We start from the raw sequence: 25288 nt of genomic DNA on the forward strand, positions 1-25288 counted from the left end.
TGCTTTGCTTCAGCTTTGTGCACGAGCGATTTTCATGACCTCTCTGTCGTGAAACTCAACTCCGCTCGGGTTACATTGCCATAATCGCCTTGTTTTGGGTCCAACACATAACGCCGCGCGCTTGCGATCATGGGAACCAAGTGGCGAATTGATGGATGTTGTTGTGCGTCAGGTGCTAAGGTCCGAAGCATCGCCAAAATCATTTGAAACGAGGCACCGACGCCGTCCTCGGCACCCCAAATAGGCCAACAGACCTTTCCCTCACTTCTGCTTCCGGCATAAGCAACCATTCGCCATCGTGGTCGACCTTCGGACATGGTAAGATTCAACAAGCCAAGTCCGGCCAGCGCACTAGCACCCAACTCGGTCCGAGAGCCCTCTGGCGAGGGGTCAGAAGCAAGATAGGCATAACGCTGAGCGTCTACCGGTGAAAAGCGAAGCGAATTCCCCTTGTGCCCGTAGGTCCAGGTTTGGAACAAACACTTACGGATATCTTCCACATGACAAGCAGAAATCGCGTCGAACTGCGCGCCGATAAAAGTCATCTGACCGCTCGGAAGCTTCATCGGCGAAACATCGAACGCATCCTTCTTCTTGCGATCCACCCTACTGCCGCCGGAACCAGCAATCAGGTCGCACCTCAATTCCCAAATAGCTCGCTTTTCACTATTTGCTTCTGACGCTCCGCGCGCCCGGATACAGCGTTTTGACAAAGATCGTTGCCGGGATGGATTGGCCAAGAGAGCTCTCTTTTTTGAATTTCCCTGTTTGGTCCGAGGCCAACTGAATGGTCGCAACGCCTTTTGGAACACTTGGAGACCTTCAAGCACAGCCTCGGAAACATCTTGATGTGTTGTAACATCTCGCGTCGTCAAGATCGGCCGCAACGGCGCTTGCACCATGTCCCAATGCACTCTCGGCCTCCAATTCCGCCGACTTATCTCTAAGGCCCGCAACAGTCCCAACAACGCCAGAAAGGCGAGCAGGTTGTCCGGCTCCAAACCGTCGAGACGATGGGATTTCGTTGCGGTCATTCATCCCCCTCCCTCGCGATACGCTCCCGGGCCTCTTCGGACGCACGGTGGTCGGCCAGTCGTAGGATCGCCTCCATCCGCGCCAACTCCCAGACGCCGTACCGGGCCTTGAGGCGCGCAAAGAACGACGGCCAGTCGAGCCCGTTCCAGTCGAAAGCAAGAGATTGCGGGCCGACGACGGGTGGTTTCTCGATTGGATCATGGTGCGGGTAAAGAGGACGGCCATAACCATGATGAGTGCCAACGAGCCAGAGGACGAGTTCGGGATCGTTGGCCTGCGCGAGCCGCACATCCGTGCATGCCAGCCTGACCGATAGCGCCTCGTGCCGCCAATGATCAGGCAGCCCCGACCTCTCCCGCGCTGCAGGCGGCAGCGTGCGGCCGGATTTTGCGAGAACGTCCTTCTCATCACCTGGATCGAATCCCAGCGGATCGCCGAAATGCAGCCAGGCCTGGAATCGGGGATCGCGCTTTCCCTGGTCATGCAGGAATCCCGCGAGTTTCAAATCAGCGACATGCGAGGCCGGCAGACCGGCGCATCTTGCGAATTCCTCGGCCTTGCCTTCTACGTCCCGGCTGTGTTCCACTAGGGAGAGAGGAAAATCGAAGATGGAGCCGGCCGTGTCATCTTCAGTCGAACTCGGACGGCCATCTTCGCCGTGATCGATGACCTGCCCCGCTTCAGGGATCTCAACCCCGAAGGGCGCCACCAAAACAACCCCGCGCGGCTCACCTTTCTCATTTTCTCCGTAGAGGGTGAAGTCGACGACGATGCGCCGCTTTCTGGCAGCGCCAAGCCAATTGAGCGCCTGTCGAATCTCTGCGGGCAAATCGAGATCAAGCAAGGCTCGTCTTACCGTCTCCCCGCGTTCCGCGCGCAGTTCCGCTAGCGCAGCGGCGAGTGCTTCGTCACTCACGCGCTCTTCAAGCAATCCCGGGGCAATCCGCACACTGAACCGCTTTCCAGCAAAAGGCTCGGCTGCCTTCTGCGCTACATCGCTGGCGGGGACGTCGCAGCCCGGATTCCAGCCGAACGCGTCCACGCCGCCGTAGCGCGCTGGAGCAACAATAGTGTCACCAGGCCGCAGCATGGCCGCATCGATCCATTGCGACCGCTCATCATTTCCTTTCCAGCAAAAGATGCGCTTTCCGCCCGGCTCTTCATCGTCGGCGCCGGGGGCAGGAACATCCGCCACGTCCCCTGCCAATTTCCGGCGCCCTTCGAGCCAGCGCCGCACGGCCCACAGCGGCAGTTCGATAGCTTCACTTGAGCGCGGTGGCACGAGCGTCAGCAGACGGACCACATCCTGATCGCGCCAAGAAGGATCGATGTCTGCTCGCCAAATGATGGTGATCGAATCCGGCTGACGATCCGGGCCGTGCAGATAGAGCGCCACTTCCGGATCTGCGGCTGGAATGGGTGAGGTCTGGCTCAACAGATCAAGATGGGCGGGCAGGAGAACCGGCGCGTCGGGCTTTTCGGTGAGCGCATCGCGATCGGGGGGCGACAGCGCGTTCATCTTCTCGATGCCGAAATCGACGGACAAAGCGCCATTCTCTTCTGTCGCAACGCTTGAGAGATAATCCCACGCCGGCTTGATCGCCTTTCCGTAGACAGGATCGTCCGCGCGTGCGGAGATGTCGGATTTGTCTGCAACGATTGCGGCGTATGGATTGATATTGCGCCCGGCGCGGTTGAGCCGGCCGAAGCGCTGCCGCAAGGAGTCTATAGGAGCCGCTTCAGTGATGAGCGCGTCGAGATCGATATCCACGCCAGCCTCGATGCATTGCGTCGCGACCACGATGAGCGGCTTATCGAGCACGCGATTTTCTCCCGCTGCCCAGAGACGGGTACGGATCGGCCGCAGCTTTTCAACAAGATCGTCCCGATCCACTGGTCGTGCAGGCCCGATCATCAGGACGATCTCGGGGACTGAACTACGAGCGCTGTCGTTTCCGGGTGCCCCAGCAAATTCCTCCGACAATCGACTGAATACTTCTCGCGCCCTGGCAACGCGATTGACGACGACGCCGATCGCCGGCCGCGGCGCGCCATGCTCGGCATCATCGAAATGCCCGAGCGCCTTCCGAATCTCGCCGACAATCGCCGAGCAACGGCGGGCGAGATCCTTGGCGTTACCGCCGCCCCCTTCTTCTTCCTCATCGATTTCGGCTGCGCTTTCCATCTCCTTTCCTGATTTCGCGGGCAGTACGAGGCGCGCGATTTTCTCGGCTTCCAGACGCCGCTTCAGGACCGGATTCGACCTGTCCACATCGTCGAGAGAGAAAACTTCGCTGGCATTCTCTCCTGGCGTGGCGGTCAGAAGGGAAAAGCCCCACGGGGCGGCGATATTCGCCTCCCGCCAGTTCGGCCCACGATAAATGTCAGCCCAATGCATCGTCTGCCGAAACGGTTCGGCGAGATGCGCTTCGTCCAGCAGGATCAGGCAATCGGAGCCGATGAGGCCGGCATGGACCGGCTTCATGGAATCGGAGACGCCGTAACCGCGGAACAGCAGCCGTGAACCGATCTGATCGACCGTCGAACACAGGAGCGTCGGCTGCGAGGGCGTACGTGCCCAATCGTCCTCGCGCGGAATGCCGCCGCGCAGCCGGCGAGCGATGATCGGCGGCCCATCGCCGGAAAGAAGCCGCAGACGTTCGGCGACACGCGCGCTCACGCTGCCCGGAGGTGGCTTGGCAAGCGCCGCTTCGAGCTTCCGTGCTCGTCCGAAGGCATCGTCCACCACCAGCCGGCGGTCCACGACGAAGGCGACGCGGACGGGCGCCCGCCGCTCTGTGATGCGCTCGGCTTCCAGCGCCAGATGGAATACCGCGATATCGATGGCCGCTGTCTTGCCCGATCCCGTAGGCAGGTCCAGCGTGCCGGGCCATTTCCCTTCACGCTTTCCCACGATCTCCGCGAGCAGGCGCTTTTGCCACGGAAACGGCGCGTAGCCATGAACTTCCTCGAAAAAACGGTGGAAGTCGTCAGCGGTCAGCATCGTCGACCCCGCGGCCGATCGGGAGGCACAGCCCCAGCCCCACGAAACGCCCGGCCCCGAGGATCACCGGACCGTCGACGGGATCGGCGAAGCGGATCACGGCATGGGTGAGCTGACGGCTGGCAAGCGACGGCGGCAGCCGCCAGTTCAACCAGCGCGGGGCTTTCCCTGAAGGATAGGCGGACGGTGCGCCCTCGATGGCGGAATGCTTGTCGACAACAATCGCCTCAGGCTCCGGCAGCCCGATGTTGCGGCACGCCGCCGCGATCTGCACGGCGGTCTCTTGCAAGCGTGCTTCGCCGTTTCGCTTCAGGTGGCGATCGAGCACGATCGGCGTCACCGTCGCGAAGACCCGCGCCGGCTTCGTATATCGCGCGGGATCGAGCGAAGCTGGGCATGGCGGATCGAATGTCAACGACAGATCGATCGCGAATGCCCGGTCGCGTGGTGTCCCGGCCTCGGACTTGATACTGAGCACTCTGCGCCCGGCATGATCGATTTTCGTCAGATTGCGGAGGGCGTCGCGAAACGCCTTCGTCTCGGCGTCGTCTTCTGCGCCCGGCCGCGCCAGGACGCTCGTGCCGGTGGGCGGCACGAGCGCAAAGCCCATCACGTGACCGTCGGCATACGGAAATCCGGCGAAGGCAAGCGGTATGATGGCAAGATGTGGCTTCTGGCTCGGTGAGCCATCTCGTACGTGGCCGCTGATGGCTTCGGGAATGTCATCGCCGAGTCCGATCTGCCGGTATCCGCTGAGCAGCGTGTCGCGCACCGTCCGTGCCACGAGCGCACAGGCCCGAATGTCCGGCATATCACCTTCGACATGCTCGAGGATCAGCCAATGCCCACCGCCGTCGAACAGGTTTGACCGCTTCACACTCGCCGCGGGCTCCGGTGGAACGCGCATACCTTTTTGCGGCCGGTCTTTCTTGTCGGCCGATTTTTCGAAACGCTCATAGGCCGCCCGCAGCTCATCGAAACGCCCTTTGTAAATGCTGTGGCGAGGCGCCGTCGCCTGCTGGAGTTCAACCGTTGGATCAACCACGAAACGGCAGCGCGTCAGACTCGCGGAATGGCCGACATAAGCCGTGTCGTGAGCTAGTGCCTGCAACGCAGTGAACGTTGCGTGATCAGGCTTCGCATGAGGCCAACACAGGCGTAACACCGGATCATACGGTCGTGCAGCGGGGAAGCCAAACTCGCGCTCGTGCCGATTACGCAATGCGGGAAAAACGTTCTTTGCGTGCTTCTGCTTGCCGCTGCTCGCATCATTCGCCGGAACATACACGGTTACTCCGGGCCGCGGCTCTGCGCCGGAAGCTAGAAGACGGGGAACGTCAAGCCGCTCTAGCCATTCAAGCGTCCTCCGCTCTTCTTCCTTCTCACCTCGTGCTGCCCAACTCGCAACCAATGCGGAGAAGATGCGATCGGGCTGCGGCGGCCAGTCTGGCGCTTCGCTGTCGGGGCCGATAGCGGCAAACGAGACGCCCGACAGAAATTCAATTTCCAGAACCAGAGTCATCGCTGCCCGCCTCGTCCTGATCGCCACCCTTGCTTTCGAGCGCCAATCGCTGGCTCTCCTTGACAATGGCTACGAGCTTCACTTGGGGCGTAAGCCGAAGCGGTTCGGACGAGAGCGAAAAACCAGCCTCCTTCGCAGCAGCATATGCCGATTGGTAAAGTGACCGCGCTTGCGCGTGATCGACCTGGATTTCTTCGGTTGAGCCATCCGAGCGCACGAGCTCAAGCGCCGCACGCCCATCGCAGACGAGATCACAGCGCGATCGCAACGCGTAGCCCCGCGCGTCCTGCTCCGTAAGCGCGACAAGCCCGAGGGCCGCGAGCAAGCTGCGGCCTGCCGCGTTCTTCTCCGCACAGCCAAAACGCAATCGGCGCAGCGCGGCGAAGCTCAATACAAAGCTGTGCTCAATATGGTCACAAGTGACGCCAAGCGGCTGAACCGAAGGAGCGATATTTCCATGGTTGATCTCGGAGGGCTTGACCTCCTTTGCATTCTTGCCGGCGTCTGCTTTTGTCGTGTTCCAGCCGCTCTCGCCCTTGAATACTTTGACTTTTCTGAGCACTCCCAATGGATCGATTCGGCTACCGGTGCGCCGGCCCGAAGTCTGAACTTCAACTTCATTGGTTCGCTGGTTCACAACCACATCGACGGGAACATCAATTGCGACGATTTCGGAAATCAGGCAGCGGGCAAACTTGGCGCCAAGCCCGCCGCCCTGCCCGGTCGAATGCCAAGCACCAAAAAGGAGGGCTGTCGGAGAAATCTCGAGCAGTGCTGAGGCATCCTCAGCCTTCGCTTTGGCTAGGCGTTTGCCGATGTCGCTCTCCATGAAAGACGTGTCGTTGTAGAGGCTGTCGCGCAATATGGCGTCGTAGACGCGATGCGGCGCGTCGAGCGATGTGATCCTTCTGATGCCGTCGAGTTCGGCTTCAGCAAAATCAACTTCGACGTGGGGAATGGGAATACCGTCAGCTATGGCACCAAGCAGGCATTCCTCCAGTCGATTGGCCTGGGACTGCACGCTGTCGATCAGAACGCACCATGTATCCGCCCCATTGACCCGGCGCCGTTCATAGACGTGCCGTGGCGGTGCATTTCGATTCGCCCTTTTTGCCTCATCGGATGGTGGATAGGTCGGCGGAAAAATTTTGGTGCCCTTGCCTGCGACCGGCTGAAGAACTTGGCGCCGACGCAGAGCAGCACCTTCCGCCACCATGCCGTTCAGTTTCCCGATATCCATGTGCCCCCCTTATCGCCAAGAGCAGCCTTAATCCGCAGCGCCAGTACCCAACGTCACTTGAATTGTCCGTCTATTAGCCGTACACGATAGCCACATTTCGGGTGAAACTCAAGGTGACGGCATGCGTCGGAAAACCACCGCGAAAACGCGAGACGAGCGGCTGGAAGCGCGCATCTCGCGCGATCAGAAGGCGCTTTTCCAGCGCGCCGCCGAGCTGCAGGGACGCACGCTGACGGATTTCGTGATTGCCAGCGTGCATGAGGCGGCCGTGCGCGTGATCGAGGAAACGCAAACGATCCGGCTGAGCGCCAGAGACAGCCGGGCGTTTGCCGAGGCGCTCGTCAATCCGCGAGAGCCCAACGTCCGGCTCAAGTCGTCCGCGCAACGATACCTCAAGCTGACCGTTGCCTGAGTGGCCGCCGCAGCGCCGGCACTGCACATCGAGCCCCTGTCGGACAGGCACGATCGACAGAGCTTCGCCAGTGGCGTCGAGCCGCTGGATACGTATCTGCGGCAGCGGGCGGGACCGGAAGCAAGGCGACGCGTCGCCACGTGTTTCGTGCTGGTCGGCAACGATGAGCACGTCCCGATCGGCTACTACACGCTTGCCGCGACCGATATCTTGCTTGCCGAATTGCCCGAGCCGCTTGCAAAGCGCCTGCCCAGCTATCCAATGGTGCCTGCGACTCTGATGGGGCGCCTAGCGGTCGATGCTCGTCATCAGCGGCAAGGTCATGGTGAATTCATGCTTCTCGACGCCTTCAGTCGCGCCTTGCGCAACGAGATCGCCTCTTACGCGTTTGTCGCCGATGTCAAAGACGACAAGGCGGCACGCTTTTATCAGGGCTTCGGCTTTCGATCTCTCGCCGCAGGCGCCCGAAGGTTGTTCATGCCTATGACTGAGATTGCCAGATTGTTTTCGTAGCGTCCCGATCGGCGCGTCCAGCGTCAGTCACAAAGATGTGGCGAAATATTCCGATCTCAACGAGCGCTCCGGCAACGAATCTCCGGCCTTCTTTCCACGCATGGACCGCAGGGCATCTTAGGGTCTGGACTCAATTGATCCAATAGCGGAGGGCGGCAACGATGCACAGGCCGGCGAGGAAGTTTCGAGCGTAACCGCTGTTATCAGGCCACGTCTTCGAGAGCGACCGGCTGCGCGTAGGCCCAGGGCATGAGCTCGTCGAGTTTGCTCGCGAGATGGCCATTGATGATCTTCACGAGAACGTCGGCCAAATAGGCCTGCGGATCGACGCCATTGAGCTTGCAGGTCTCGATGAGCGAGGCGACGATCGCCCAATTCTCTGCGCCGCCGTCTGAGCCCGCGAAAAGCGCGTTCTTGCGATTGAGGGCAATGGGGCGGATGGCGCGCTCGACGATGTTGGAGTCGATCTCGATGCGCCCGTCGTCGATGAAGCGCGCCAGGCCGTCCCAACGCGAGAGCGCGTAGCGGATCGCCTCGGCGAGCCTGGTCTTCTGGCTGATCAGCGCGAGCTTTTCACGCAGCCATGGCTCGAGGGCGTCGAGGATCGGGCGGGATTTCTCCTGTCGCGCCGCGCGCCGGTCATCCGGGTTCTGCGCGCGGACGTCGCTCTCGATGGCGTAGAGCGCGCCGATGCGTTCGAGCGCCTCGCTGGCGATCGGCGCAGGACCTGCCGCGGCGAGTTCGTAAAAGCGCCGGCGGACATGGGACCAGCAGAAGGCCAGCGCCACGCTGTTCTTGTGCGCCAGCGCGCGATAGCCAGCGTAACCGTCGACCTGCACGACGCCCGTGAAGCCAGCGAGATGCGCGAGCGGCTGCTCGGACTTTCGGTTTTGCGCATAGACATAGACGGCGATCGGCGGATCGGCGCCGCCCCATGGCCGGTCGTCGCGGGCATAGGCCCAAAGTTGGCCGGTTTTCGTGCGGCCCCGCCCGGGGTCGAGCACCGGCGCCGTCGTCTCGTCGGCGAAGATTTTCGTCGACGACCGGATGTGTTCCAGAAGCCGCTCATGAACGGGCCGCAAATGCCAGGCGGCGCGGCCAACCCAGTCGGCGAGCGTCGAACGGTCGAGGGCGATCCCCTGTCGGGCGTAGATCTGCGCCTGGCGATAAAGCGGCAAGTGATCGGCATATTTGGAGACGAGCACATGGGCGATTGCCGCCTCGGTCGGCAGTCCACCCTCGATCAGCCGCGGCGGGGCCGGCGCCTGCACGATTGCGCCCTCGCAGGCGCGGCAGGCGTATTTGGGACGCCGCGTCACCAGCACCCGGAACTGCGCCGGGACGATGTCGAGCCGCTCGGAGACGTCTTCGCCGATCTTGTGCAGCAGTCCCTTGCAGCAGGGGCAGGCGTAGTCCTCGACATCGACGACGGTCTCGATGCGCGGCAGATGCGCCGGCAGCGCGCCTCGGTTCGTGCGGCGCTTTCTGGACGCCTTCTCGCGTTCGGCGGCGGACTTGGCTTCCCCCTCCGCCGCTGCGCCGGCTTCCGTCTGCTCGACCTCTTCGAGCGCCAGCAGCATCTGGTCATCGGGAAGCGTCTCTGCGCGCCGTCCGAAGCGATGACGCTGCATCTCCTTGATGATCTGAACGAGGCGCTCGTTGCGCGCCCGCTCGGCGAGGAGCATCGCCTTCAGTTCATTCGGATCGTCGGGAAGCGTCTCGACCGCCTGCGCCATAGACACAGAAGACCATATTTTCTGCGGTCTTTCGACGCTCTTCGACGCCCTGATTCATTGTGTCGCAGATCATCCCGCCAAGGCCGGCGCCGGCGTCTCCTTCACGCTGTGGACGCGCCGCCAGTCCAGCCCCTCCAGCAGCGCCGAAAATTGCGCCGCCGACAACCGCATCACCCCGTCTTCGATCTTCGGCCAGCGGAACTCGCCATCCTCCAGCCGCTTGGCGAAGAGGCACACGCCCGTGCCGTCCCAGAAGACCAGCTTGATGCGGTCCGTCCGTTTCGCGCGAAAGACGTAGATCGCGCCGTCGAAGGGATCGCACTGCATCGTCTCGCGCACCAGCGCCGCGAGACCCTCTGCGCCCTTGCGGAAGTCGACAGGCTTCGTCGCCACCATCACGCGCACCGCGCCCGTCGGGCCGATCATTTGGCGACTTTCAACGCCCGGATCACCGCAGCGATGGTCTTCGCTTGCGCGCCGCGTCCGACCCGAACCGTAACGCCGTCAATTTCAAGTTCGATCGTCGGCGTCGAACCAATTTCCTGGTCGACGGCGCGGCGTTTGCGCTTCGCCGGCGGCGCGGGCGCAGGCCCTTGCATGATTGCCGGAACAAACAATGGCGGCGCGCCTGCGTCCGCGCGAGCCTCGGTCTCTTTGCGCGCCTGACGACGCCACGTAAAAAGCTGCTGCGCCGTCAGACCGTGCCGCCGCGCCACTTCACAAACGCTCGCGTCCTCCGCAAAGCTCTCAGCGACGATCGCCGCCTTCTGATCGGAGCCCCACGTTCTCCGGCGTCCCGCGCCCGTGAAAACCTCGATCCGCCGCATCGGAGCTGCTTCAGGCTCCGACATATGCTTACGCTCTGAAATCGACATGTGTCGGAGCCCCTTTCGCTCCGATTATCGTCGCCCCAACTCATTCAAAACAGGTGCGAGCAGAACAGCGCTTACTTTCGAGCGGTTTTGTCGTAACGTGTGGCGATGGCTCGAAAGTCCTTCAACCGGCAGAACGTCCGCTCGATGACGTTGCGCAGGCGGTAAAGTTCCGCGTCGAACGGAAAGAGGCGCTTGCGGTTGACTTTATTGGGAATGACCGGCGTCGTGCCGCGTGCTTGCAGGAAGAGGCGCAAATGATCCGCGTCGTAGCCTTTGTCGCCGATCAACCGTTCGCTCGGCGCGGTCGCGGCGAGCAGCGTCGCCGCGCCCGTGACGTCGGCGACGTGTCCGCCCGTCAGCAGGAAGGCGTGCGGTCGTCCTTCTTCGTCGACGAGGGCGTGGATTTTCGTCGTGCGCCCGCCGCGCGAGCGGCCGATGGCTTGATTTTGCGCCCCCCTTTTCTGGCGCCGCTCGCCGAGCGATGCGCCTTGACCGCCGAACTGTCGATCATGGTGAGCGCTGGCGGGTCGCCGCTTGCGACGAGCGCCGAGAATATGCGTTGCCACAGGCCCCGCTGGCTCCAGCGATTGTATCGGTTGAAGACCGTCGTATACGGCCCATACTCGTCGGGAAGCGCGCGCCATCGGCAGCCCTCGCGCAGCCGATGGACGATGCCGCTGATGATGCGGCGATCGTCCTGGCGCTTGGGCCCGGTGTGGACCATCGGAAGATGCGGCGCAATCGCCGCCCATTGCTCATCGCTGAGCCAAAAATTGTCCGCCACGAATCAAGCCCTCCTGAAGAGCTTGAATCACGGCGCGACGTTCAGTTCAATCGGGTACAGACCCTAGCCCTCTACCGGGACGGCGAAGTGATCAAGCGGGAGCGCCATAAATGTTCGCAAGCGGATTTCGAAAGCACGCTGCGCACCGGGCAGGTTGTTCGGTCTCCGGCAGCTTGATAACGAGCGCGGGTTGGAATCGATTGGACGCGTGCGATCAGTCGTCCCGGAAGCGGAACGATTCCTTCGGGGCTCCAGCTACATCAGGCGACACGTCGCGCCATGTCATCTGGCGTCCGAGTGGTAGGGGCGAAGGATTTGAGCGCGGGGTGGGGGCAGCCTGCATCTCGCTTACGCCTGTGTCGCCTGAAAGCCCTTGCATTAGGATTGCAAACCCGTATGCGCATAATCCGAACGGCAAAAACAGCAGCGGCGGCGCAAAGATCAAAAGCAGGATAACGCCAAGCACTGATCCAAAGCAGAATACGAGCCACGAAACTCCAGCGATTGCGCCGATGATGATCCAGGCGATTCCCCAAAGAATTTGAAACAACCTCATTTTATGCCGCCTTTACGTTCTTGGGCGGCTTTGATCTTCGGTCCTTTTCGTGAAGATATGATTGACGACGCGCAACGCCTTTCGGCGCAGCCGGAGATGCCAAGCTCGGCGGCAACGATGGCGTCGCTGCTCGGCGATTTGGGCCGATGTCCTCTCTTATCTTCCCTTGAAGATTTTTCATTCGCTCGATCCTTCGAGCGAATGAAACTTTCAGCCGCCTCCTTCTCCGCCCTGACGACTGTTCCGTAACCGCTGTTTTCAGGCCACGTCTTTGATAGCGACCGGCTGTGCGTAGGCCCAGGGCATGAGCTCGTCCAGCTTGCTCGCGAGATGGCCATTGACGATCTTCGTGAGGACGTCGGCCATGTAAGCCTGCGGATCGACGCCATTGAGCTTGCAGGTCTCGATGAGCGAGGCGACGACGGCCCAGTTTTCGGCGCCGCCGTCGGAGCCGGCGAAGAGCGCATTCTTGCGATTGAGGGCAATTGGGCGGATCGCGCGCTCGACGATATTGGAGTCGATCTCGATGCGCCCGTTGTCGATGAAGCGCGTCAAGCCGTCCCAGCGCGAGAGAGCGTAGCGGATCGCCTCGGCGAGCCTGGTCTTCTGGCTGATCAGCGCGAGCTTCTCGCGTAACCACGGCTCGAGGGCCTCGAGGATGAGGCGGGATTTCTCCTGTCGCGCGTCACGACGCTCGTCGGGGCTGCGTCCGCGGATGTCGCTCTCGATGGCGTAGAGGACGCCGATGCGTTCGAGCGCTTGCGTAGCGATCGGCGCAGGACCTGCCGCTGCGAGTTCATAGAAGCGCCGCCGGACATGCGACCAGCAGAAGGCGAGCGCCACGCTGTTCTTCGCCGCTAGAGCGGTTTCTTGTCTGAATGAATCGAGAGGGATTCCCGAATCGTCTCTGGTCTGATTCAAACTGTCTGCTGGCGAAGGAGGCTGGCAGGCATGTCGAAGAAGACCCTTTCGCTTGATCTTCGGGAACGCGTGGTGGCCGCTGTTTCTGGCGGCATGTCTCGGCGGCAGGCGGCGGAACGTTTCGGCGTCTCCGCGTCCAGCGCGGTCCGATGGTGTCAACGGCAGAACGAGACCGGCAGTCCGGCCTCCTACAAGCGCGGCGGGGATCGCTGGTCGGCGCGCATCGACGCGCACAAGAGCCTGATCCTCTCGCTTATCGAGGAGACGTGCGACATCACGCTGAAGGAACTCTCCGCGCAGCTTGCCGAGCGAGGCCACAGCTTCAGCATCGGCGCGCTGTGGCGCTTCTTCGCCCGCCACAACATTACCTGGAAAAAAAGACCGCCCATGCGAGCGAGCAGGACCGGCCGGACATCCTGAAGCGTCGCCAGGCGTGGTTCGAGAACCAGCTCGATCTCGATCCGGAAAAGCTTGTCTTCATCGACGAGACCTGGGCGAGCACGAACATGGCCCGCAAGAACGGACGCGCGCCGAGAGGCGAAAGGTTGCGCGCCAGCGTTCCGCACGGACACTGGAAAACCACGACCTTCGTTGCCGGACTACGACTCACCGGCCTGACGGCGCCAATGGTTCTCGACGGCCCGATCAACGGCCAATGGTTTCAGGCCTATGTCGACCAGGTGCTCGTCCCGACGCTCTCACCAGGCGACATCGTCGTGATGGATAATCTCGGCAGCCACAAAGGCGCTGGCGTGCGCAAGGCGATCGAAGCCGCCAAAGCGACGCTGCTTTACCTGCCGCCCTATAGCCCCGACTTCAACCCGATCGAAAAGGCCTTCTCAAAGCTCAAGGCGCTTCTGCGCGCGGCCGCCGAACGCAACATCGACGCCTTGTGGAACAGGATCGGAGCCTTGCTCAACGCGTTCACGCCAACCGAATGCGCCAACTTCTTTGCCGCCGCCGGCTATGAGCCGCTTTGAGAGGAAACCGCTCTAGGCGACGGAATCGTCATCATCATCTTCTTCGTCGTCTGAGCGCATTTCCGCCGCTCGCAATTCAGCAACGTCATCCGTGAAATCTGTAAAGAAATTGAGTTGCGGGTCTTCAGGGAAGACTTTGTTCATTCTCTCAACGTCGCAGGCTCCCAGATAAACTGAGCGAGCAATCGCATCTCGCCGTTGCTTGGTTGCCTTTTGCCTCAGCGTTGGCGTCCCTCCTGTATCGGTGTCGAAGTAGTGCTTTGTTGCCACCCCGCCGTCGAACAGGGTGACGCATTGCTTCGCTCGATAGGTAAAGCCGCCTTCAATGTCGAACCGGCGCGCTTTCCTAAGTTCACGCGTCACTTGCTCTCGCAAGATACGTTTGATGTCCTGTGGGCGCGGGGCAAGCTTTTTCGCTGCCAACGCCCATTCGATAAAGTCTGCTGGGTTGCCAGCCCCGGAAGGCTGGCCGGTTTTTGCGACCCATTCATCCCAAATACGCATAACCTGTTCGTGATAATCCGCCATATTGCCCTCTATAGACCAGTTGGCGCAGAGTATCCCCACCCGTCTTTCAGACGCCAATCAAGTATGTGTTCCTTTATGCTGGTCTGATACTTTCGTAACCAAGCATAGTTTTTTGTCTTCTTCTGAATTTGTCCGACGACGACGCAGGGGTTTATTTTAACTCTCGCAGCAAAAGCCAGCATGTCTCTTTCTGAAATAAACGGACTTTTCCGTTCGATAAACGAATTTAATAAGTCTCTGGGCACACAAAACTCGCCAGCCTCTCGATTTGCTATTATCTCGCAGGCAGGGAGGCTCCGGTCAGAATCTGCGTCTGCGCCTATTTCGTCGACTGGAGTGAAAGATTCGGCTTGGCCGTCTCCGCGCAAGACGTGCTCGATTTCATGCCGAAGCACGAAACAGAAATTATCAAGGCGGTCGAGACGAAGCGTCATGCCAATAACAGGCTGGCCGCCAAGCCACACACATACGCCGTCGATTTTTGACCCCGGAAGCGCCTCGACGAAGACCAGCCTAACTCCGCAAGCCCACAAGATGGCCGGGATCTTTGCAAGGTCGTCTTTGTCGAGCATGTGCGCTCTTATAGACGGGAGCGCCTTGCGCAGCCCATCAGCCGAATAAGCTGGGCAATCGCTAACCCCTTCAGCTATTTTTCTGACTCGATGCAACCACACATACTGGATTGGCGTCGTTTTTTCATATCCGGTTTTCTTCGCCGCGTGCGCGATTATCTCAGCGTCGCTGACAAACGGGATATCCTCGACCCGATTCTTACCGAAGAAACGCAGCATCTGAAGATGAAGAAGGGCAGGTTCGGCGTCTTCGATCCAGCCGCGCTTTATCATCTCGCGAATAGGAAAAGCCCGAAGCCAAGATGCTCGCGTTCGAACGCCAGGGTCAGACTTTTTCGCGCGGTGAAGGTCATACATTTTCTGCAGGTTTAAAAAAAACTCAGCAGGCATGTCGAAGGCGTCGCCAAGCGCGACGGCAGAATCAGGGGTGATGTCTGTAGACCCCTTGATTAACCGGTTGAGCTGGCTGACATCGATGCCGAGAATATAGGCGAGGTCGGCCTGCGCCCAGCCGCGAGCGTCAAGCTCTTCAGCGATAAAGGCGCCGGGATGATCCACAGGCAAAGGCGCAGATTTCGACATTAGTGGTAATCCTCGATCGATAAGATCGTCATTGTTTGCGGTTCGGTTTCTTCGTCCAACTCGAATACAATTCGATGCTGGTCGTTAATCCGAATCGACCGTTGACCCTCTCGATCTCCTTTCAGCCTTTCGTAGTGAAGACTCTTCCAGTTCCGTAGAGAGCGATCGTCAATTGCGGCGCGAAGAACCGTGAGTTTCCGACGAGCTGATTTGATGACGCCGATCGGCAGCCTGGTTGCCCCCGCTTCGTCCGTCTCAATCAAAGAAAGCTCTTCGTCGGCAAACACGACTCTCATTAATCCCTCGTATCACAGGCGATCCAAGCCAGCAAGACAAAATTGATTAGTGTGATCAAAATGACCCTCATGCTTGACTTACAGCCGCGCATCTGGCAGATCGAATTCATGAACAAGCTCTCGACCGAAGACCGCGCGCGCATCCTTCACCTTCTCTGCGAAGGCCAGTCGATCCGCGCCGTGACGCGCCTCACCGGCGCGTCAAAGAACACGGTCGCGAAGCTCTTGGCGGACGCTGGCAAGGCGTGCTTGGCCTATCACGACGCGAACGTGCGGAACGTGGCCGCCAAGCGCGTTCAGGTCGATGAGATTTGGAGCTTCACCTACGCCAAGCAGAAGAACGTGGCGGCGGCCAAGGCCGCCCCCGATTGGGCTGGAGACACGTGGACCTGGACCGCAATAGACGCGGACTCCAAGCTAATCATTTCCTATTTCGTCGGCGGCCGGGATGGCGAGTGCGCCATAGCGTTTATGGACGATTTGGCCTCACGCCTCGCGAACCGCGTCCAACTGACCAGCGACGGGCACAAGGCGTATCTGGAAGCCGTTGAAGGCGCTTTCGGCGGCGATATCGACTACGCCATTCTGAACAAGATTTACGGGACTGTCCCAGAGGCCGCAAAGGGCCGTTACAGTCCCGCCGTGTGCCTCGGCGCGAAGAAAGAGCGCATCGAGGGCAAACCCGATCCTGCGCATGTCTCAACTTCCTACGTCGAGCGCCAGAACCTAACCATGCGGATGCACATGCGCCGCTTCACCCGCTTGACCAACGCTTTCTCGAAAAAGATCGAAAGCCACGCTTATGCGGTCGCGCTGCACATGATGTATTACAACTTTGTCCGCGTTCATTCGAAGCTGCGCATGTCGCCCGCAATGGCGGCTGGCGTTTCTGAGCGCCTTTGGGAAGTCGCAGACATCGTGGCGCTGGTCGAGGCGGAAGAAGCGGCCGCGCCGAAAAAGCGCGGCCCATACAAAAAGGCTGGGCAGGAAATTTCAAACTGACCTACTGCCCTCGTGACAATCAACTTGATCCTGCCCGCATCTCCGCGAAAAATAGCCGGATTCGGGGACGCTAGGGTAGGCGATGCGGACGCATTATGAGGTCCTGGGGGTCAGCGAGGGCGCGAGCGGTCGCGAGATCAACGCCGCCTATCGCAAGCTCGCGAAGAAGTATCACCCGGACGTCGGCGGCGATGCGGCGAAGTTTCAGCTGATCACCGAAGCCTACAACACGCTGAAGGATCGCACCGAGCGCGAGGCTTACGATTTCGAGCACAGGTTCGGGAGTTTCGTCGACGCGACCGTCAGGAAGCGCAGTTTCCGCCAGAAAATCGGCGGCGCGCTAAGGCAATACGCCTTTCTGCTGCTCAGCCTCGTTTTCTTCCTCGCGGGGGCGATCCTCATCGACGCCGGCGACGGCATCCACGAGGATCTCAATCCATTCCTGCTCGCCGGCGGCGCGGCCGCGGTTCTGTTGAGCGTCGGCTTTTTCGCTAATCGCGAGCGCCATTACCGGAGCGCCGCCGACGCGCTCATTCGCGCAGTCGTCGCGATCTCCATGTTTCTCCTCGACGTGGCGCTTAAGTTCTACCTGATATTCGTGGTGATTTTCCTCGCCGTCGCGCTGGTCGCGCTGCTGAACTGGCTCAAGATCGTCTATCTTCACGTGCTCCCCAGCCATTACTGAAGAGCCGCGCCGGTATTGACGGACGCGAGTAAGCGCGCTTTCTTAAAAAGTATGATCTTTCGCGCGTTCGGAGGGGCGCATGTGGTCTCACACAGCCTGGCTGGCGGTCATCTTCGCTTACGTCGCCGTCGTGATCCTCGGAATCGCCTGTGAGTGTTTTCGCGTGAAGCGGCGCAGGGTTGAAAAGCGCGATGCGCGCCGGCAGCCCGCGAGGTTCGACGACGTGATCGGTTTCCGCTGAGGCTCAGGCTTTCCCGAGCATCAGGTCGAGATTTTGCACGGCGGCGCCGGACGCGCCCTTGCCGAGATTGTCGAGACGCGCAATGAGTACCGCCTGGCGGCGCGCGTCATTCGCGAAAACGAACAACTCCATGTCGTCCGTGCCGTTGAGCGACAGCGCGTCGAGACGGCCGCTCGCCGGAGCGCAGGAAACGCGCACATGCGGCGCGTCCGCGTAATGACGCCGGTAGACGCTCTCGAACGCCGCCCCATCAGGCTTGCCGGGCAGCGCGTCGAGCTGGAGGGGGATGGAGACGAGCATTCCCTGCCGGAAATTGCCGACGGACGGCGCGAACAGCGGCCGCGCCGCGAGCTTTGAATAGGCCATGATTTCAGGTAGATGTTTGTGCTCGAGCCCGAGCGCGTAAATCTCGAAGGCCGGAGCCGTTCCCGCCTCATAGGCCTCGATCATCTGCCGTCCGCCGCCGGAATAGCCGGAGACGGCGTTGATCGTAAGCGGCTGGTCCGGCCGGATCAGCCCGGCGTCTACGAGCGGCCGCAGCAGCGCGATGGAGGCCGTGGCGTAGCAGCCCACATTGGCGACGCGCGCGGCGTGCGCGATCGCCTCCGCCTGTCCGGCGCAAAGCTCCGGGAAGCCGTAGACCCAGCCCGGCGCGACGCGATGCGCGGTGGAGGCGTCCAGGATGCGCGGGGCCTTGTCTCCGAGCGCGTCGCACAGCGCAACGGTTTCCTTCGCGGCGTCGTCGGGCAGGCAGAGGATGGCGACGTCGACGGCGCCGAGAATCTCGCGCTTGGCCGCGGCGTCCTTGCGCTTCTCGGCGGGGAGCGCGACCATCTCTATGTCGGCGCGGCCGGCGAGCCGCTCGCGGATCTCGAGGCCCGTCGTGCCGGCGTCGCCGTCGATGAAGATTTTGCTGGCCATGATCTCGTTTTCCCGCGGACAAGGGGTTTTTGCGCCGGTTGGATGATGGCTGCGTGACGCCTTGTCAACAGGCGCTCACAGAAGCGACTGCGCCAGCGCCGCGATCTCCGCGACGGGGGCGTCGAATTCGAAATGTTCGCCGGCGTAGGCGCGATTTTGCGGCGAGGCGGCGTCGATCATCACCCTGTGGAGGCGGTGTCCGCAAAGGTGCGCGACGTAGAGATACTCGTTGGAGCTGTAGTTGCTCGTGGCGATTTCGACGATGCGCCCGCCGCGCGGCATGAAGGGGATGTTCCATAGCGCGGCCCCGAACTGGCCGACCACGAACTTCGCGTTCGACATGAGCCGGATCTGATCCGCGAGCGTCAGCTCGTGGGTCTTTGCGACGTGAAACCCAATTTTCGCGAGCGCTTCGGCGAGCGCGGCTTCGTTTCTCATGCGGCGCGCGGAGGGAAAGCCGAGCCTGCTGAGAAACACGCGTTCCGGCGCCGGGCCGCGCGCGCCAGATTGGTGCGCGCGCGTGAGATGCGCGAAGAAATCGATGAGGCGCGGCGACGGCGCCATGTTGGCGAAGGTGGCGAGCGGCGAGGGATAGATGAGCCGGTCGGAGCGCGCATAGCGCGCCGCGCTTTCGACGATCGAGTCGGCCGGCGCGCCGAGTGCGAGAAGTTCATTCCGCTGCCGGTCCGTGAGCGGGGGGCAGAGCAGGCCGAGACGGCCGGCGCGCAGTTCGTCGAGGACGAGATAAGCGGAAAAAAGGCCGTTCATGAGCCAGTGCCCGTAATTGATCCGGGCCGCCCAGGTCGCGCAGAGCATGAGCGGCATGGCGGATTTCTGGGTCTGCTCGTCGGATGCGCGGCGCAGCCGGGCGTAGCGGCCGGCGATCGGGAAAATGTCGGGCGCGCGGGCGTCGCCGCCGGGAGAGAGGATCGTCGCGTAGAAAGAGTCCGACCAGGCCTTGTCGCGGTCGAAGATCGCCGCGCCGTTGGGCAAGTCCGCGCAGGCGTCGGGGAGGGCGGCAAGATAGAGGGTCGCCGCCGTCCATCGGCGCTTTTTCAGGAGCGCCTCGAACTGCGCGGTCTCCTGGCCGATCGAGGCGTCGACCGCGAGCGCGGGCGTCGCGTCATGCTCTTCGGCTTCCCGCAGAATCGTGATCGAGTATGGCTTTCGGGGCGGCTCGGACAGAAGCGCGGCGACATCGACGCGCGCGCCGGGAAGGCTCCGGCCGCCAGGCGCATTCGACGCCGGATCGCGGCAAAATTGGAGAGGATAAACGAATTCCTCGTCATGACGGTGGCGGAGGCCGAACCGGCGTTGCGAACGCGCTTCCGCGCCGCCATGGGCAATAAAATGGGCGCGCCCCGAAGCGATACGGCGCTGCGCGACCGAACGGGCGACGTCCGGGTTCGCGGCGAGATAGGCGCGTTCGTCGAAATTTTCGGCCGTCGCGCGTTCGACGAAGCCGATGGCGCGATCGAGATAGCTCCACGCTTCCTCAAAAAGCGCGGGCGCCGCCACGAGGGCGAAGGCCGTCCCCACGAGCCGCCAGCCGTGGCGCTCCGCCAGCCTGCGCGCATCGGCGCGCAGGTCGCGCTCGATCCGCGCGAGGAGAGTCTCGAGATCGTCCGCCCGCTCTCCATGGAGCGCAGCGGCGAACGCCCTAAGCGCGGCCGCCGCCGCCATGTCGTCCCGTCCGCGCAGGCGCAGGAGGCGCATCAGCAGGGCGCAGCGGGCTGCCGTGACAAAGGACCAGAACGCGGCGGCTTCCGCTTCTGCGAGGCCGGCCGGGGCAGAATCGGCGCGCGTCGCCGGTCCTTCCGCAAGCCGGCGCAGATGCGCGGCGACGGCTTCCGCGGATGCGGCTCGCCGATCCGCTTCGGCCGGCGGGCGGGGGCCGAACAGCTTATGAAGGAACCCGAGACCCATCCGCGCTCCGCAAAGGCAGTGAACGTTCGGCCAGACGACGAACCAGGACTGGCGCCAGTCTTGCGGCGCGATATCTCCAGAGTTGGCGCGTCATTCGGACGCGCCCCGAAGCCGGAGCAATTACCATGGCGGGACATGCGATTGGCGAGACATTTCGCGCCTGCGGCGTGAAGATCGTCGACTCCCTCTATGCCTTGTCTGTCTATTCGATCATCGCCTATAGCGGAATTCTGCTGCTGCTGGCGGTCATCGGCGCGGCGGTGTTCTTCCAACTCGTCGAGGTGCCGGAATTCCATCCGAAGTGACCGCCGGAAAACGGCTGCTCGTGGTCGCTCACGCGCCGTCGCCGAATCTGGCGCGGATGCGCGATGCGATCCTCGAAGGCGCGGCCGCGCCGGAAATCGAGGGCGTGGAATCGGTTGCGTCGAGTCCCTTCGACGCTATGCCGGATAACGTTCTGGCGGCGAATGCGGTCGTCCTTCTCACGCCGGAGAACCTCGGTTACATGAGCGGGGCGCTGAAGGATTTCTTCGACCGCTGCTATTATCCCTGTCTTGGGAGCACGCAGGGGATGCCCTATGCGCTCGTCGTTCGCGCGGGCAGCGACGGGACGGGAACGCGGCGCGGCGTCGAGACGATTCTGACCGGCCTGCGATGGCGCGCGATAACGGAGCCGCTCATCTGCCGCGGCGAGTGGCGGGAGGATTTCGTGGACCGGTGCCGGGAAGTCGGGATGCTCGCCGCCGCGGGTCTCGACGCCGGGATCTTCTAGCGCGCGCCGCCGAGGGAGAGAGAGGGTGACGCCGGTTTCGGATCAGCGCGACGCAGGGCATGCGTTTCTCGGCCACCCCAGGGGCCTGGCCTTTCTGTTCGCTTCGGAAATGTGGGAGCGCTTTTCCTTTTACGGGATGCGCGCGCTTCTCGTTCTTTACATGGTCGACCATCTCCTAGCGCCGGAGCGCATTGACTCCGTACTCGGGCTCGGCGCGCTGCGGCGCGGGCTCGAGGCGCTGTCGGGGCCGCTGGGGCCGCAGCCTCTGGCGTCGCAGATTTATGGCCTCTACACGGGACTCATCTACCTCACGCCGATCCTCGGCGGGCTCGCGGCCGACCGCTGGCTCGGGCGCACGCGAACGATCGCCGTCGGCGCGGGACTCATGGTCGCCGGCCATTTCATGATGGCGGAGGAATCGCTTTTTCTTCCCGCCCTCCTGCTCATCATCTTCGGCTGTGGCGCGTTCAAGCCCAACATATCCACGCAGGTCGGCGAACTTTACGCGCCGGGCGACGCGCGGCGCGACCGCGCCTATTCGATTTTCTACGTGGGCATCAACGTCGGCGCCTTCTTCGCGCCGCTCGTCTGCGGCACGCTCGGCGAAAGAGTCGGCTGGCATTACGGCTTTGCCTCCGCCGGCGTCGGTATGGCCGTCGGCCTCGCGACCTATCTCTCCGCGCGGCGGTCGCTACCGCGGGCAACCCTCCTGCCGGCGTCGCAGAGGCAGAGCGCGGGGGATCGACGCGCGCTTTTCGGCATCCTTCTGCTCTTTGCGCCCTCGGCGCTGTTCTGGGCGGCCTTCGAGCAGCAGGGCAATACGATTGCGCTCTGGGCGTCGGGCTCGGTCGACCGCGGCATGGCGCTCTTCGGATGGCGCGGCGAGATGCCGGTGACGTGGTTTCAGGCGTTCAATCCGTTCATGATCTTTCTCTTCACGCCGCCGCTTGTCGCGTTCTGGGCGTTCCTCGCGCGGCGCGGCCGCGAGCCGTCGACCCTGCGCAAGCTGTCGCTGGGATGTTTCGGCATTGCTTTGAGCTATGGCGTGCTGGCGCTCGCGGCGGCGGCGAACGAGGGCGGCAAGGCGAGTCCGCTTTGGCTGCTCGTCTATTTTGCGCTCATCACTCTGTCCGAGCTGCATTTCTCGCCGATCACGCTCTCGCTCGTTTCCCGCCTCGCGCCAGCCGGATCCCGCTCCGCGCTCATGGGGTTTTGGTTCACCTCCATGTTTCTCGGCAATCTGCTTGCGGGATGGATCGGAAGCTACTGGTCGAGCCTGTCTAACGCAGAATTCTTCCTGCTCATGGCGACCCTCGGGATTGGCGCGGCGGCTATCGTCGAAGGCGCGCGCGCCCCGCTGGGCGCGCTTATTTCGACTGAAAGATAAAAAAGGCGCCCGCGGCGATCAGGCCGAAGCCGAGGAAGGTGCGCCAGCCGGGAACCTCGCCAAGCACGAAAAATGAAAATCCCACGAAGATCACTAGGGTGATGATTTCCTGAATGGTCTTCAGCTGTGCGGCCGAATAGGCGCCATAGCCGATGCGGTTCGCGGGAACGGCGAGACAATATTCCACGAGGGCGATGGACCATCCCATCAAGATCGCCTGCGGCATGGACAGGCGAGGGAATTTCAGATGCCCGTACCAGGCCGCCGTCATGAACAGGTTCGAAACGCACAGCAAAAGGATCGGCGCGACCGTGGGCGCGCGGAGAAAGGCGAGCATTTTTCGGACTCCTTCGAGGTCAGGCACGTCGCCAGCCGGCGTAGCGCACTCGGCTAATTGCGCAACAACAATCGAGCGCCGATGGATGTTTCCCTATTGTTTCGGCAGCAGGATCACATGCTCCTGTTCGTCGCCGTCGTTGCGGGCGACGATGGCGATGGCGGGCTCTGTTTTGCTGAGATTCGTCGGCTGATGAGGGACGTCGGCGGGGATATAGATGAAATCGCCCGCGACATTGACGACGCGCTTCTCGAGATGCTGGCCGTAGCGCGTCTCCACCGTGCCCTGCAGCAGGTAGATCGCCGACTCATAGCCCTTGTGAACATGCGCCTGAGCCGAGCCGCCCGGCGGAATGACGACCTTGAGCAACGACAATCCCTTCGCGCCGGCGTTCTTGTTCGATACGCCGGGGAAGAAGGGAAGGGCTTGCCTGGACGTCGACGCCTCCGGCACTCGGATCGTGACGACGTCCTTGCCGTTCTTTTCGCCGATGATCTCGGGTTCCGCGGCGAGGGCGGGACCGGCCAGTGCGAACAGGACGGATGAAACGAGCGATGCGCGCATGAAACTCTCTCCCGCGGTTTCGATGTCCGCGTCCTTAGGAGAGGAGTTTGGGGCGTAGAGCGGAGCGCGGCAAGAGCGCGTATCCGGCTCCGCCCGTCTCCCCGTCGCGCGCGGCGACGATCAATCTCCGTTCTGCGTCAGCATATGCCGCAGCAAATATCCGACGGAATAGGAAAACGCCGCGCCCGCCACGCCTAGAAAGGTGGAATTGACATATTTCGCCTCGAAACCTTCCGAGACTATCCGCATGATCGACGCCGCCACCAGCAGGACGAACGGCAAGGAAATGAGAATGCCGACCCAGTAAAGCGCCGTTGCAATCTGTCTGGACATTGCTTCCTCCGCTTCAATCGGAACTGAATTTTTGCGCGACAATCGTGGCCCGCTGATCGCGACATGGGTTCCGGACCAGGAAAACGCCATAGCGTCCGTTCTTCGTCCGTTCTTTGGAATTGGGGAGATGGCGAATTTTGCCGGACGATTGACGAAAATACGCAATTATCCGAGCCGGACGGCCCCGGAGGCGCCTTTATGCCAGGGGCGGATCAAAGCGCCGGCTTTCCTGAAAATGCGGGCTCGGTCCTGCGCGGGACGCCGCGTTCTAGCCTTGACTCCTCTTCGCTCGGACAGCCGCCAATCCCTTCCAATCCTCCAGATCGAGATCGGGTTTTTCATTGCGGAACTTTTGATAGAGCGCGACGCCAGTCGGATCTTCGAGAATATCCACCTGCACGCCTTTCGAGCGCAGCGTGTCCTCGTTGCCCCTCGCATTTGTGACGTCCCCGACGACGACCCGGGCGAACCCTCGATTGAGGAGCAGGGCCGCACACACGTCGCAGGGGCTCAACGTCGTGAAAAGAGTCGTCACGCTGAAGTCCTTGCGGCCGGCGTCCCGAATGGCGGCCGTTTCGCCGTGGTTGTAGGGGTCGTCGTCCTGCACAAGGGTGTTGTGGCCCTTGCCGACGATTTCTCTGGTTTCGTTGTCGATAATCACGGCGCCGATCGGACAGCCGCCTTCCTGATAGCTCTTTCTCGCCAAATGCGCCGCAATTCGCATGAAGTGCGCGTCGGTCAGCTTCTTGAAGAAGCCGTCCTCGACAACGGAATTCAGGCTGCGGGTGGGAATAAGCGCTATGGCGTCGAGGACGGTGTCCGTCGCTTCGTCATCTTTGTCGATCAGCATCGGCATCGGGTCTGATCCATGGCAAGCATGACCGCGTTCGATGACGGTTGACTGGAGGGAGCCCGCCGACGCCTTGCGCCGGCCGTCTCGGTTTCAGCCGTTCGTTTCGGCGACAGGTCGGTCATCATCTGCGTCGCCTGAAAACTGCGCAACAAAAAAGCCGGGCTTGGCCCGGCTTTGATGCATGACGTCTTTTGCAAAAGACGCTTGTCGTGACGATTCCCGCGCGTTAGCGCTTCGAGAACTGGAAGCTGCGGCGAGCCTTGCGCTTGCCGTATTTCTTGCGCTCGACCACGCGCGAGTCGCGGGTGAGGAAGCCTTCCTTCTTGAGCGGAGAGCGCAGTTCCGGCTCATAATGCGTCAGCGCCTTGGCGAGGCCGTGGCGCACCGCGCCGGCCTGGCCCGAAAGACCGCCGCCGGCGACCGACACCATGACGTCGTATTGACCGATGCGCTTGGCGACGCCCAAAGGCTGCTGCACGATCATGCGCAGCACCGGACGGGCGAAGTAGACCTCAATGTCGCGGCCGTTGACGGTGATCTTGCCGGAGCCCGGCTTGATCCACACGCGGGCGACGGCGTTCTTGCGCTTGCCAGTAGCGTAGGCGCGGCCGTATTTGTCGAGCTTCTGCTCGTATTTCGGGGCTTCGACCGCAGCGGCGACGGCCGCCTGATTGAGGTCGGAGAGCGAGGAAAGGGTGGTCTCGGCCATGA

28 protein-coding genes and 1 pseudogene are annotated in these 25288 nt (G+C 62.0%); 9 read left to right on the forward strand and 20 right to left on the reverse strand.

The genetic code is table 11. From position 1 onward, the window contains the following. Positions 1 to 32 precede the first annotated feature (32 nt). Genes ACV959_RS07215 through cas7g form a run of 4 tightly spaced genes read right to left on the reverse strand, consistent with a single transcriptional unit; the run spans position 33 to position 6801 of the window. On the reverse strand, positions 33 to 1034 hold the full coding sequence (locus ACV959_RS07215; protein ID WP_475739204.1) for a type I-G CRISPR-associated protein, Cas3-extension family: 1002 nt from the start codon (positions 1032 to 1034) through the stop codon (positions 33 to 35). Further along, on the reverse strand, positions 1031 to 4039 hold the full coding sequence (cas3g, locus tag ACV959_RS07220) for a type I-G CRISPR-associated helicase/endonuclease Cas3g (protein ID WP_475739205.1): 3009 nt from the start codon (positions 4037 to 4039) through the stop codon (positions 1031 to 1033). Before cas3g ends, ACV959_RS07215 begins: the two co-directional genes overlap by 4 nt. Then, a complete protein-coding gene (csb2, locus tag ACV959_RS07225) occupies positions 4026 to 5561 on the reverse strand; it encodes a type I-G CRISPR-associated protein Csb2 (protein WP_475739206.1) in 1536 nt (511 codons plus the stop codon). Before csb2 ends, cas3g begins: the two co-directional genes overlap by 14 nt. After that, entirely contained in the window at positions 5539 to 6801 is a 1263-nt protein-coding gene (cas7g, locus tag ACV959_RS07230) for a type I-G CRISPR-associated RAMP protein Csb1/Cas7g (protein ID WP_475739207.1), read from the reverse strand. The genes csb2 and cas7g overlap by 23 nt, the downstream gene beginning before the upstream one ends. 121 nt (positions 6802 to 6922) lie before the next feature. On the opposite strand from cas7g, the gene ACV959_RS07235 reads away from it, so the two are divergent. Further along, a complete protein-coding gene (locus tag ACV959_RS07235) occupies positions 6923 to 7213 on the forward strand; it encodes a type II toxin-antitoxin system TacA family antitoxin (RefSeq protein WP_475739208.1) in 291 nt (96 codons plus the stop codon). Then, a complete protein-coding gene (locus ACV959_RS07240) occupies positions 7214 to 7726 on the forward strand; it encodes a GNAT family N-acetyltransferase (RefSeq protein WP_475739209.1) in 513 nt (170 codons plus the stop codon). A 203-nt stretch (positions 7727 to 7929) separates the two neighbouring features. Here the strand turns inward: ACV959_RS07240 and tnpC (ACV959_RS07245) are convergent, their stop codons facing one another. From tnpC (ACV959_RS07245) to tnpC (ACV959_RS07270), 6 genes and pseudogenes are all read right to left on the reverse strand, one after another. Then, positions 7930 to 9462: an IS66 family transposase gene (gene tnpC / locus ACV959_RS07245; RefSeq protein ID WP_475736307.1), complete on the reverse strand. Its 1533-nt coding sequence runs from the start codon at positions 9460 to 9462 to the stop codon at positions 7930 to 7932. A gap of 69 nt (positions 9463 to 9531) precedes the next feature. Further along, a complete protein-coding gene (gene tnpB, locus ACV959_RS07250) occupies positions 9532 to 9888 on the reverse strand; it encodes an IS66 family insertion sequence element accessory protein TnpB (protein ID WP_475736306.1) in 357 nt (118 codons plus the stop codon). After that, on the reverse strand, positions 9885 to 10337 hold the full coding sequence (gene tnpA, locus ACV959_RS07255) for an IS66-like element accessory protein TnpA (RefSeq protein ID WP_475736305.1): 453 nt from the start codon (positions 10335 to 10337) through the stop codon (positions 9885 to 9887). The genes tnpB and tnpA overlap by 4 nt, the downstream gene beginning before the upstream one ends. Before the next feature lie 71 nt (positions 10338 to 10408). Next, positions 10409 to 11121 (reverse strand): IS5 family transposase gene (locus ACV959_RS07260; protein WP_475739210.1). Its coding sequence is split into 2 segments (ribosomal slippage): positions 10409 to 10762 and positions 10765 to 11121, totalling 711 coding nucleotides; the frame shifts between segments, so codons are not numbered across the junction. 214 nt (positions 11122 to 11335) lie between these two features. Beyond that, on the reverse strand, positions 11336 to 11677 hold the full coding sequence (locus ACV959_RS07265) for a hypothetical protein (protein ID WP_475739211.1): 342 nt from the start codon (positions 11675 to 11677) through the stop codon (positions 11336 to 11338). A 258-nt stretch (positions 11678 to 11935) separates the two neighbouring features. Then, positions 11936 to 12571: pseudogene (gene tnpC, locus ACV959_RS07270) on the reverse strand (IS66 family transposase); the annotation flags it as partial. A gap of 57 nt (positions 12572 to 12628) precedes the next feature. On the opposite strand from tnpC (ACV959_RS07270), the gene ACV959_RS07275 reads away from it, so the two are divergent. Next, positions 12629 to 13578, forward strand: a protein-coding gene (locus ACV959_RS07275) for an IS630 family transposase (protein WP_475737613.1) whose coding sequence is annotated in 2 segments (ribosomal slippage) — positions 12629 to 12970 and positions 12973 to 13578 — 948 coding nt in all. Because the reading frame shifts where the segments join, the coding sequence is not laid out codon by codon here. Between the two features lie 12 nt (positions 13579 to 13590). Here ACV959_RS07275 and ACV959_RS07280 read toward each other — a convergent pair. From ACV959_RS07280 to ACV959_RS07290, 3 genes are read right to left on the reverse strand one after another with little or no spacing between them, the layout of a single operon-like run. Further along, a complete protein-coding gene (locus ACV959_RS07280; protein WP_475739212.1) occupies positions 13591 to 14106 on the reverse strand; it encodes a hypothetical protein in 516 nt (171 codons plus the stop codon). Between the two features lie 8 nt (positions 14107 to 14114). After that, positions 14115 to 15260 carry a HigA family addiction module antitoxin gene (locus ACV959_RS07285; RefSeq protein ID WP_475739213.1) on the reverse strand — a complete coding sequence of 382 codons (1146 nt, stop codon included), beginning with the start codon at positions 15258 to 15260 and terminating at the stop codon, positions 14115 to 14117. After that, positions 15260 to 15556, reverse strand: a complete 297-nt coding sequence (locus tag ACV959_RS07290; protein ID WP_475739214.1) for a type II toxin-antitoxin system RelE/ParE family toxin — start codon at positions 15554 to 15556, stop codon at positions 15260 to 15262. Before ACV959_RS07290 ends, ACV959_RS07285 begins: the two co-directional genes overlap by 1 nt. 108 nt (positions 15557 to 15664) lie before the next feature. On the opposite strand from ACV959_RS07290, the gene ACV959_RS07295 reads away from it, so the two are divergent. The 3 genes from ACV959_RS07295 (at position 15665) to ACV959_RS07305 (ending at position 17484) form a co-directional block, all read left to right on the forward strand. Further along, on the forward strand, positions 15665 to 16558 hold the full coding sequence (locus ACV959_RS07295; RefSeq protein ID WP_475739613.1) for an IS1 family transposase: 894 nt from the start codon (positions 15665 to 15667) through the stop codon (positions 16556 to 16558). Between the two features lie 82 nt (positions 16559 to 16640). Beyond that, complete coding sequence (locus ACV959_RS07300) at positions 16641 to 17243, forward strand: J domain-containing protein (protein ID WP_475739215.1); 603 nt, start codon at positions 16641 to 16643, stop codon at positions 17241 to 17243. A 79-nt stretch (positions 17244 to 17322) separates the two neighbouring features. After that, positions 17323 to 17484: a hypothetical protein gene (locus tag ACV959_RS07305; protein WP_475739216.1), complete on the forward strand. Its 162-nt coding sequence runs from the start codon at positions 17323 to 17325 to the stop codon at positions 17482 to 17484. Between the two features lie 3 nt (positions 17485 to 17487). Here the strand turns inward: ACV959_RS07305 and argC are convergent, their stop codons facing one another. Together argC and ACV959_RS07315 are read right to left on the reverse strand one after the other, a co-directional pair. Beyond that, positions 17488 to 18405 (reverse strand): N-acetyl-gamma-glutamyl-phosphate reductase, encoded by a 918-nt coding sequence (gene argC / locus ACV959_RS07310; protein WP_475739217.1) that lies wholly within the window; start codon positions 18403 to 18405, stop codon positions 17488 to 17490. A gap of 75 nt (positions 18406 to 18480) precedes the next feature. Further along, a complete protein-coding gene (locus ACV959_RS07315) occupies positions 18481 to 20331 on the reverse strand; it encodes a glycosyltransferase family 61 protein (protein ID WP_475739218.1) in 1851 nt (616 codons plus the stop codon). A 125-nt stretch (positions 20332 to 20456) separates the two neighbouring features. On the opposite strand from ACV959_RS07315, the gene ACV959_RS07320 reads away from it, so the two are divergent. The 3 genes from ACV959_RS07320 to ACV959_RS07330 are packed head-to-tail and all read left to right on the forward strand — an operon-like array spanning position 20457 to position 22490. Next, positions 20457 to 20636, forward strand: a complete 180-nt coding sequence (locus ACV959_RS07320) for a hypothetical protein (RefSeq protein ID WP_475739219.1) — start codon at positions 20457 to 20459, stop codon at positions 20634 to 20636. Then, a complete protein-coding gene (locus tag ACV959_RS07325; RefSeq protein ID WP_475739220.1) occupies positions 20633 to 21103 on the forward strand; it encodes a flavodoxin family protein in 471 nt (156 codons plus the stop codon). Before ACV959_RS07320 ends, ACV959_RS07325 begins: the two co-directional genes overlap by 4 nt. A 25-nt stretch (positions 21104 to 21128) precedes the next feature. Continuing rightward, positions 21129 to 22490, forward strand: a complete 1362-nt coding sequence (locus ACV959_RS07330) for a peptide MFS transporter (RefSeq protein ID WP_475739221.1) — start codon at positions 21129 to 21131, stop codon at positions 22488 to 22490. Here the strand turns inward: ACV959_RS07330 and ACV959_RS07335 are convergent. The 5 genes from ACV959_RS07335 to rpsI all read right to left on the reverse strand — a co-directional run bounded on the left by ACV959_RS07335 (position 22471) and on the right by rpsI (position 25286). Further along, entirely contained in the window at positions 22471 to 22827 is a 357-nt protein-coding gene (locus tag ACV959_RS07335; protein WP_475739222.1) for a DMT family protein, read from the reverse strand. The genes ACV959_RS07330 and ACV959_RS07335 overlap by 20 nt on opposite strands. Before the next feature lie 93 nt (positions 22828 to 22920). Beyond that, on the reverse strand, positions 22921 to 23391 hold the full coding sequence (locus ACV959_RS07340) for a cupin domain-containing protein (RefSeq protein WP_475739223.1): 471 nt from the start codon (positions 23389 to 23391) through the stop codon (positions 22921 to 22923). Positions 23392 to 23511: 120 nt separating this feature from the next. Beyond that, on the reverse strand, positions 23512 to 23889 hold the full coding sequence (locus ACV959_RS07345; RefSeq protein ID WP_475739224.1) for a hypothetical protein: 378 nt from the start codon (positions 23887 to 23889) through the stop codon (positions 23512 to 23514). A gap of 103 nt (positions 23890 to 23992) precedes the next feature. Beyond that, positions 23993 to 24580 carry a nucleoside deaminase gene (locus ACV959_RS07350; protein WP_475739225.1) on the reverse strand — a complete coding sequence of 196 codons (588 nt, stop codon included), beginning with the start codon at positions 24578 to 24580 and terminating at the stop codon, positions 23993 to 23995. A gap of 223 nt (positions 24581 to 24803) precedes the next feature. Then, positions 24804 to 25286, reverse strand: a complete 483-nt coding sequence (rpsI, locus tag ACV959_RS07355) for a 30S ribosomal protein S9 (protein ID WP_475739226.1) — start codon at positions 25284 to 25286, stop codon at positions 24804 to 24806. Positions 25287 to 25288: the final 2 nt, after the last annotated feature.

This window comes from Methylocystis sp. Se48, from assembly GCF_056269425.1.

Coding starts and splice junctions, on each gene's coding strand:
- cas3g (WP_475739205.1), bottom strand. CDS start 4,039: ATGCTGACCGCTGACGACTTCCACCGTTTTTTCGAGGAAGTTCATGGC.
- ACV959_RS07295 (WP_475739613.1), top strand. CDS start 15,665: ATGAACAAGCTCTCGACCGAAGACCGCGCGCGCATCCTTCACCTTCTC.
- ACV959_RS07290 (WP_475739214.1), bottom strand. CDS start 15,556: ATGAGAGTCGTGTTTGCCGACGAAGAGCTTTCTTTGATTGAGACGGAC.
- ACV959_RS07235 (WP_475739208.1), top strand. CDS start 6,923: ATGCGTCGGAAAACCACCGCGAAAACGCGAGACGAGCGGCTGGAAGCG.
- ACV959_RS07335 (WP_475739222.1), bottom strand. CDS start 22,827: ATGCTCGCCTTTCTCCGCGCGCCCACGGTCGCGCCGATCCTTTTGCTG.
- ACV959_RS07305 (WP_475739216.1), top strand. CDS start 17,323: ATGTGGTCTCACACAGCCTGGCTGGCGGTCATCTTCGCTTACGTCGCC.
- rpsI (WP_475739226.1), bottom strand. CDS start 25,286: ATGGCCGAGACCACCCTTTCCTCGCTCTCCGACCTCAATCAGGCGGCC.
- argC (WP_475739217.1), bottom strand. CDS start 18,405: ATGGCCAGCAAAATCTTCATCGACGGCGACGCCGGCACGACGGGCCTC.
- ACV959_RS07215 (WP_475739204.1), bottom strand. CDS start 1,034: ATGACCGCAACGAAATCCCATCGTCTCGACGGTTTGGAGCCGGACAAC.
- ACV959_RS07285 (WP_475739213.1), bottom strand. CDS start 15,260: ATGTCGAAATCTGCGCCTTTGCCTGTGGATCATCCCGGCGCCTTTATC.
- ACV959_RS07340 (WP_475739223.1), bottom strand. CDS start 23,391: ATGCGCGCATCGCTCGTTTCATCCGTCCTGTTCGCACTGGCCGGTCCC.
- ACV959_RS07350 (WP_475739225.1), bottom strand. CDS start 24,580: ATGCCGATGCTGATCGACAAAGATGACGAAGCGACGGACACCGTCCTC.
- ACV959_RS07320 (WP_475739219.1), top strand. CDS start 20,457: ATGGCGGGACATGCGATTGGCGAGACATTTCGCGCCTGCGGCGTGAAG.
- tnpC (WP_475736307.1), bottom strand. CDS start 9,462: ATGGCGCAGGCGGTCGAGACGCTTCCCGACGATCCGAATGAACTGAAG.
- cas7g (WP_475739207.1), bottom strand. CDS start 6,801: ATGGATATCGGGAAACTGAACGGCATGGTGGCGGAAGGTGCTGCTCTG.
- ACV959_RS07280 (WP_475739212.1), bottom strand. CDS start 14,106: ATGGCGGATTATCACGAACAGGTTATGCGTATTTGGGATGAATGGGTC.
- tnpB (WP_475736306.1), bottom strand. CDS start 9,888: ATGATCGGCCCGACGGGCGCGGTGCGCGTGATGGTGGCGACGAAGCCT.
- ACV959_RS07265 (WP_475739211.1), bottom strand. CDS start 11,677: ATGAGGTTGTTTCAAATTCTTTGGGGAATCGCCTGGATCATCATCGGC.
- ACV959_RS07300 (WP_475739215.1), top strand. CDS start 16,641: ATGCGGACGCATTATGAGGTCCTGGGGGTCAGCGAGGGCGCGAGCGGT.
- csb2 (WP_475739206.1), bottom strand. CDS start 5,561: ATGACTCTGGTTCTGGAAATTGAATTTCTGTCGGGCGTCTCGTTTGCC.
- ACV959_RS07315 (WP_475739218.1), bottom strand. CDS start 20,331: ATGGGTCTCGGGTTCCTTCATAAGCTGTTCGGCCCCCGCCCGCCGGCC.
- tnpA (WP_475736305.1), bottom strand. CDS start 10,337: ATGTCGATTTCAGAGCGTAAGCATATGTCGGAGCCTGAAGCAGCTCCG.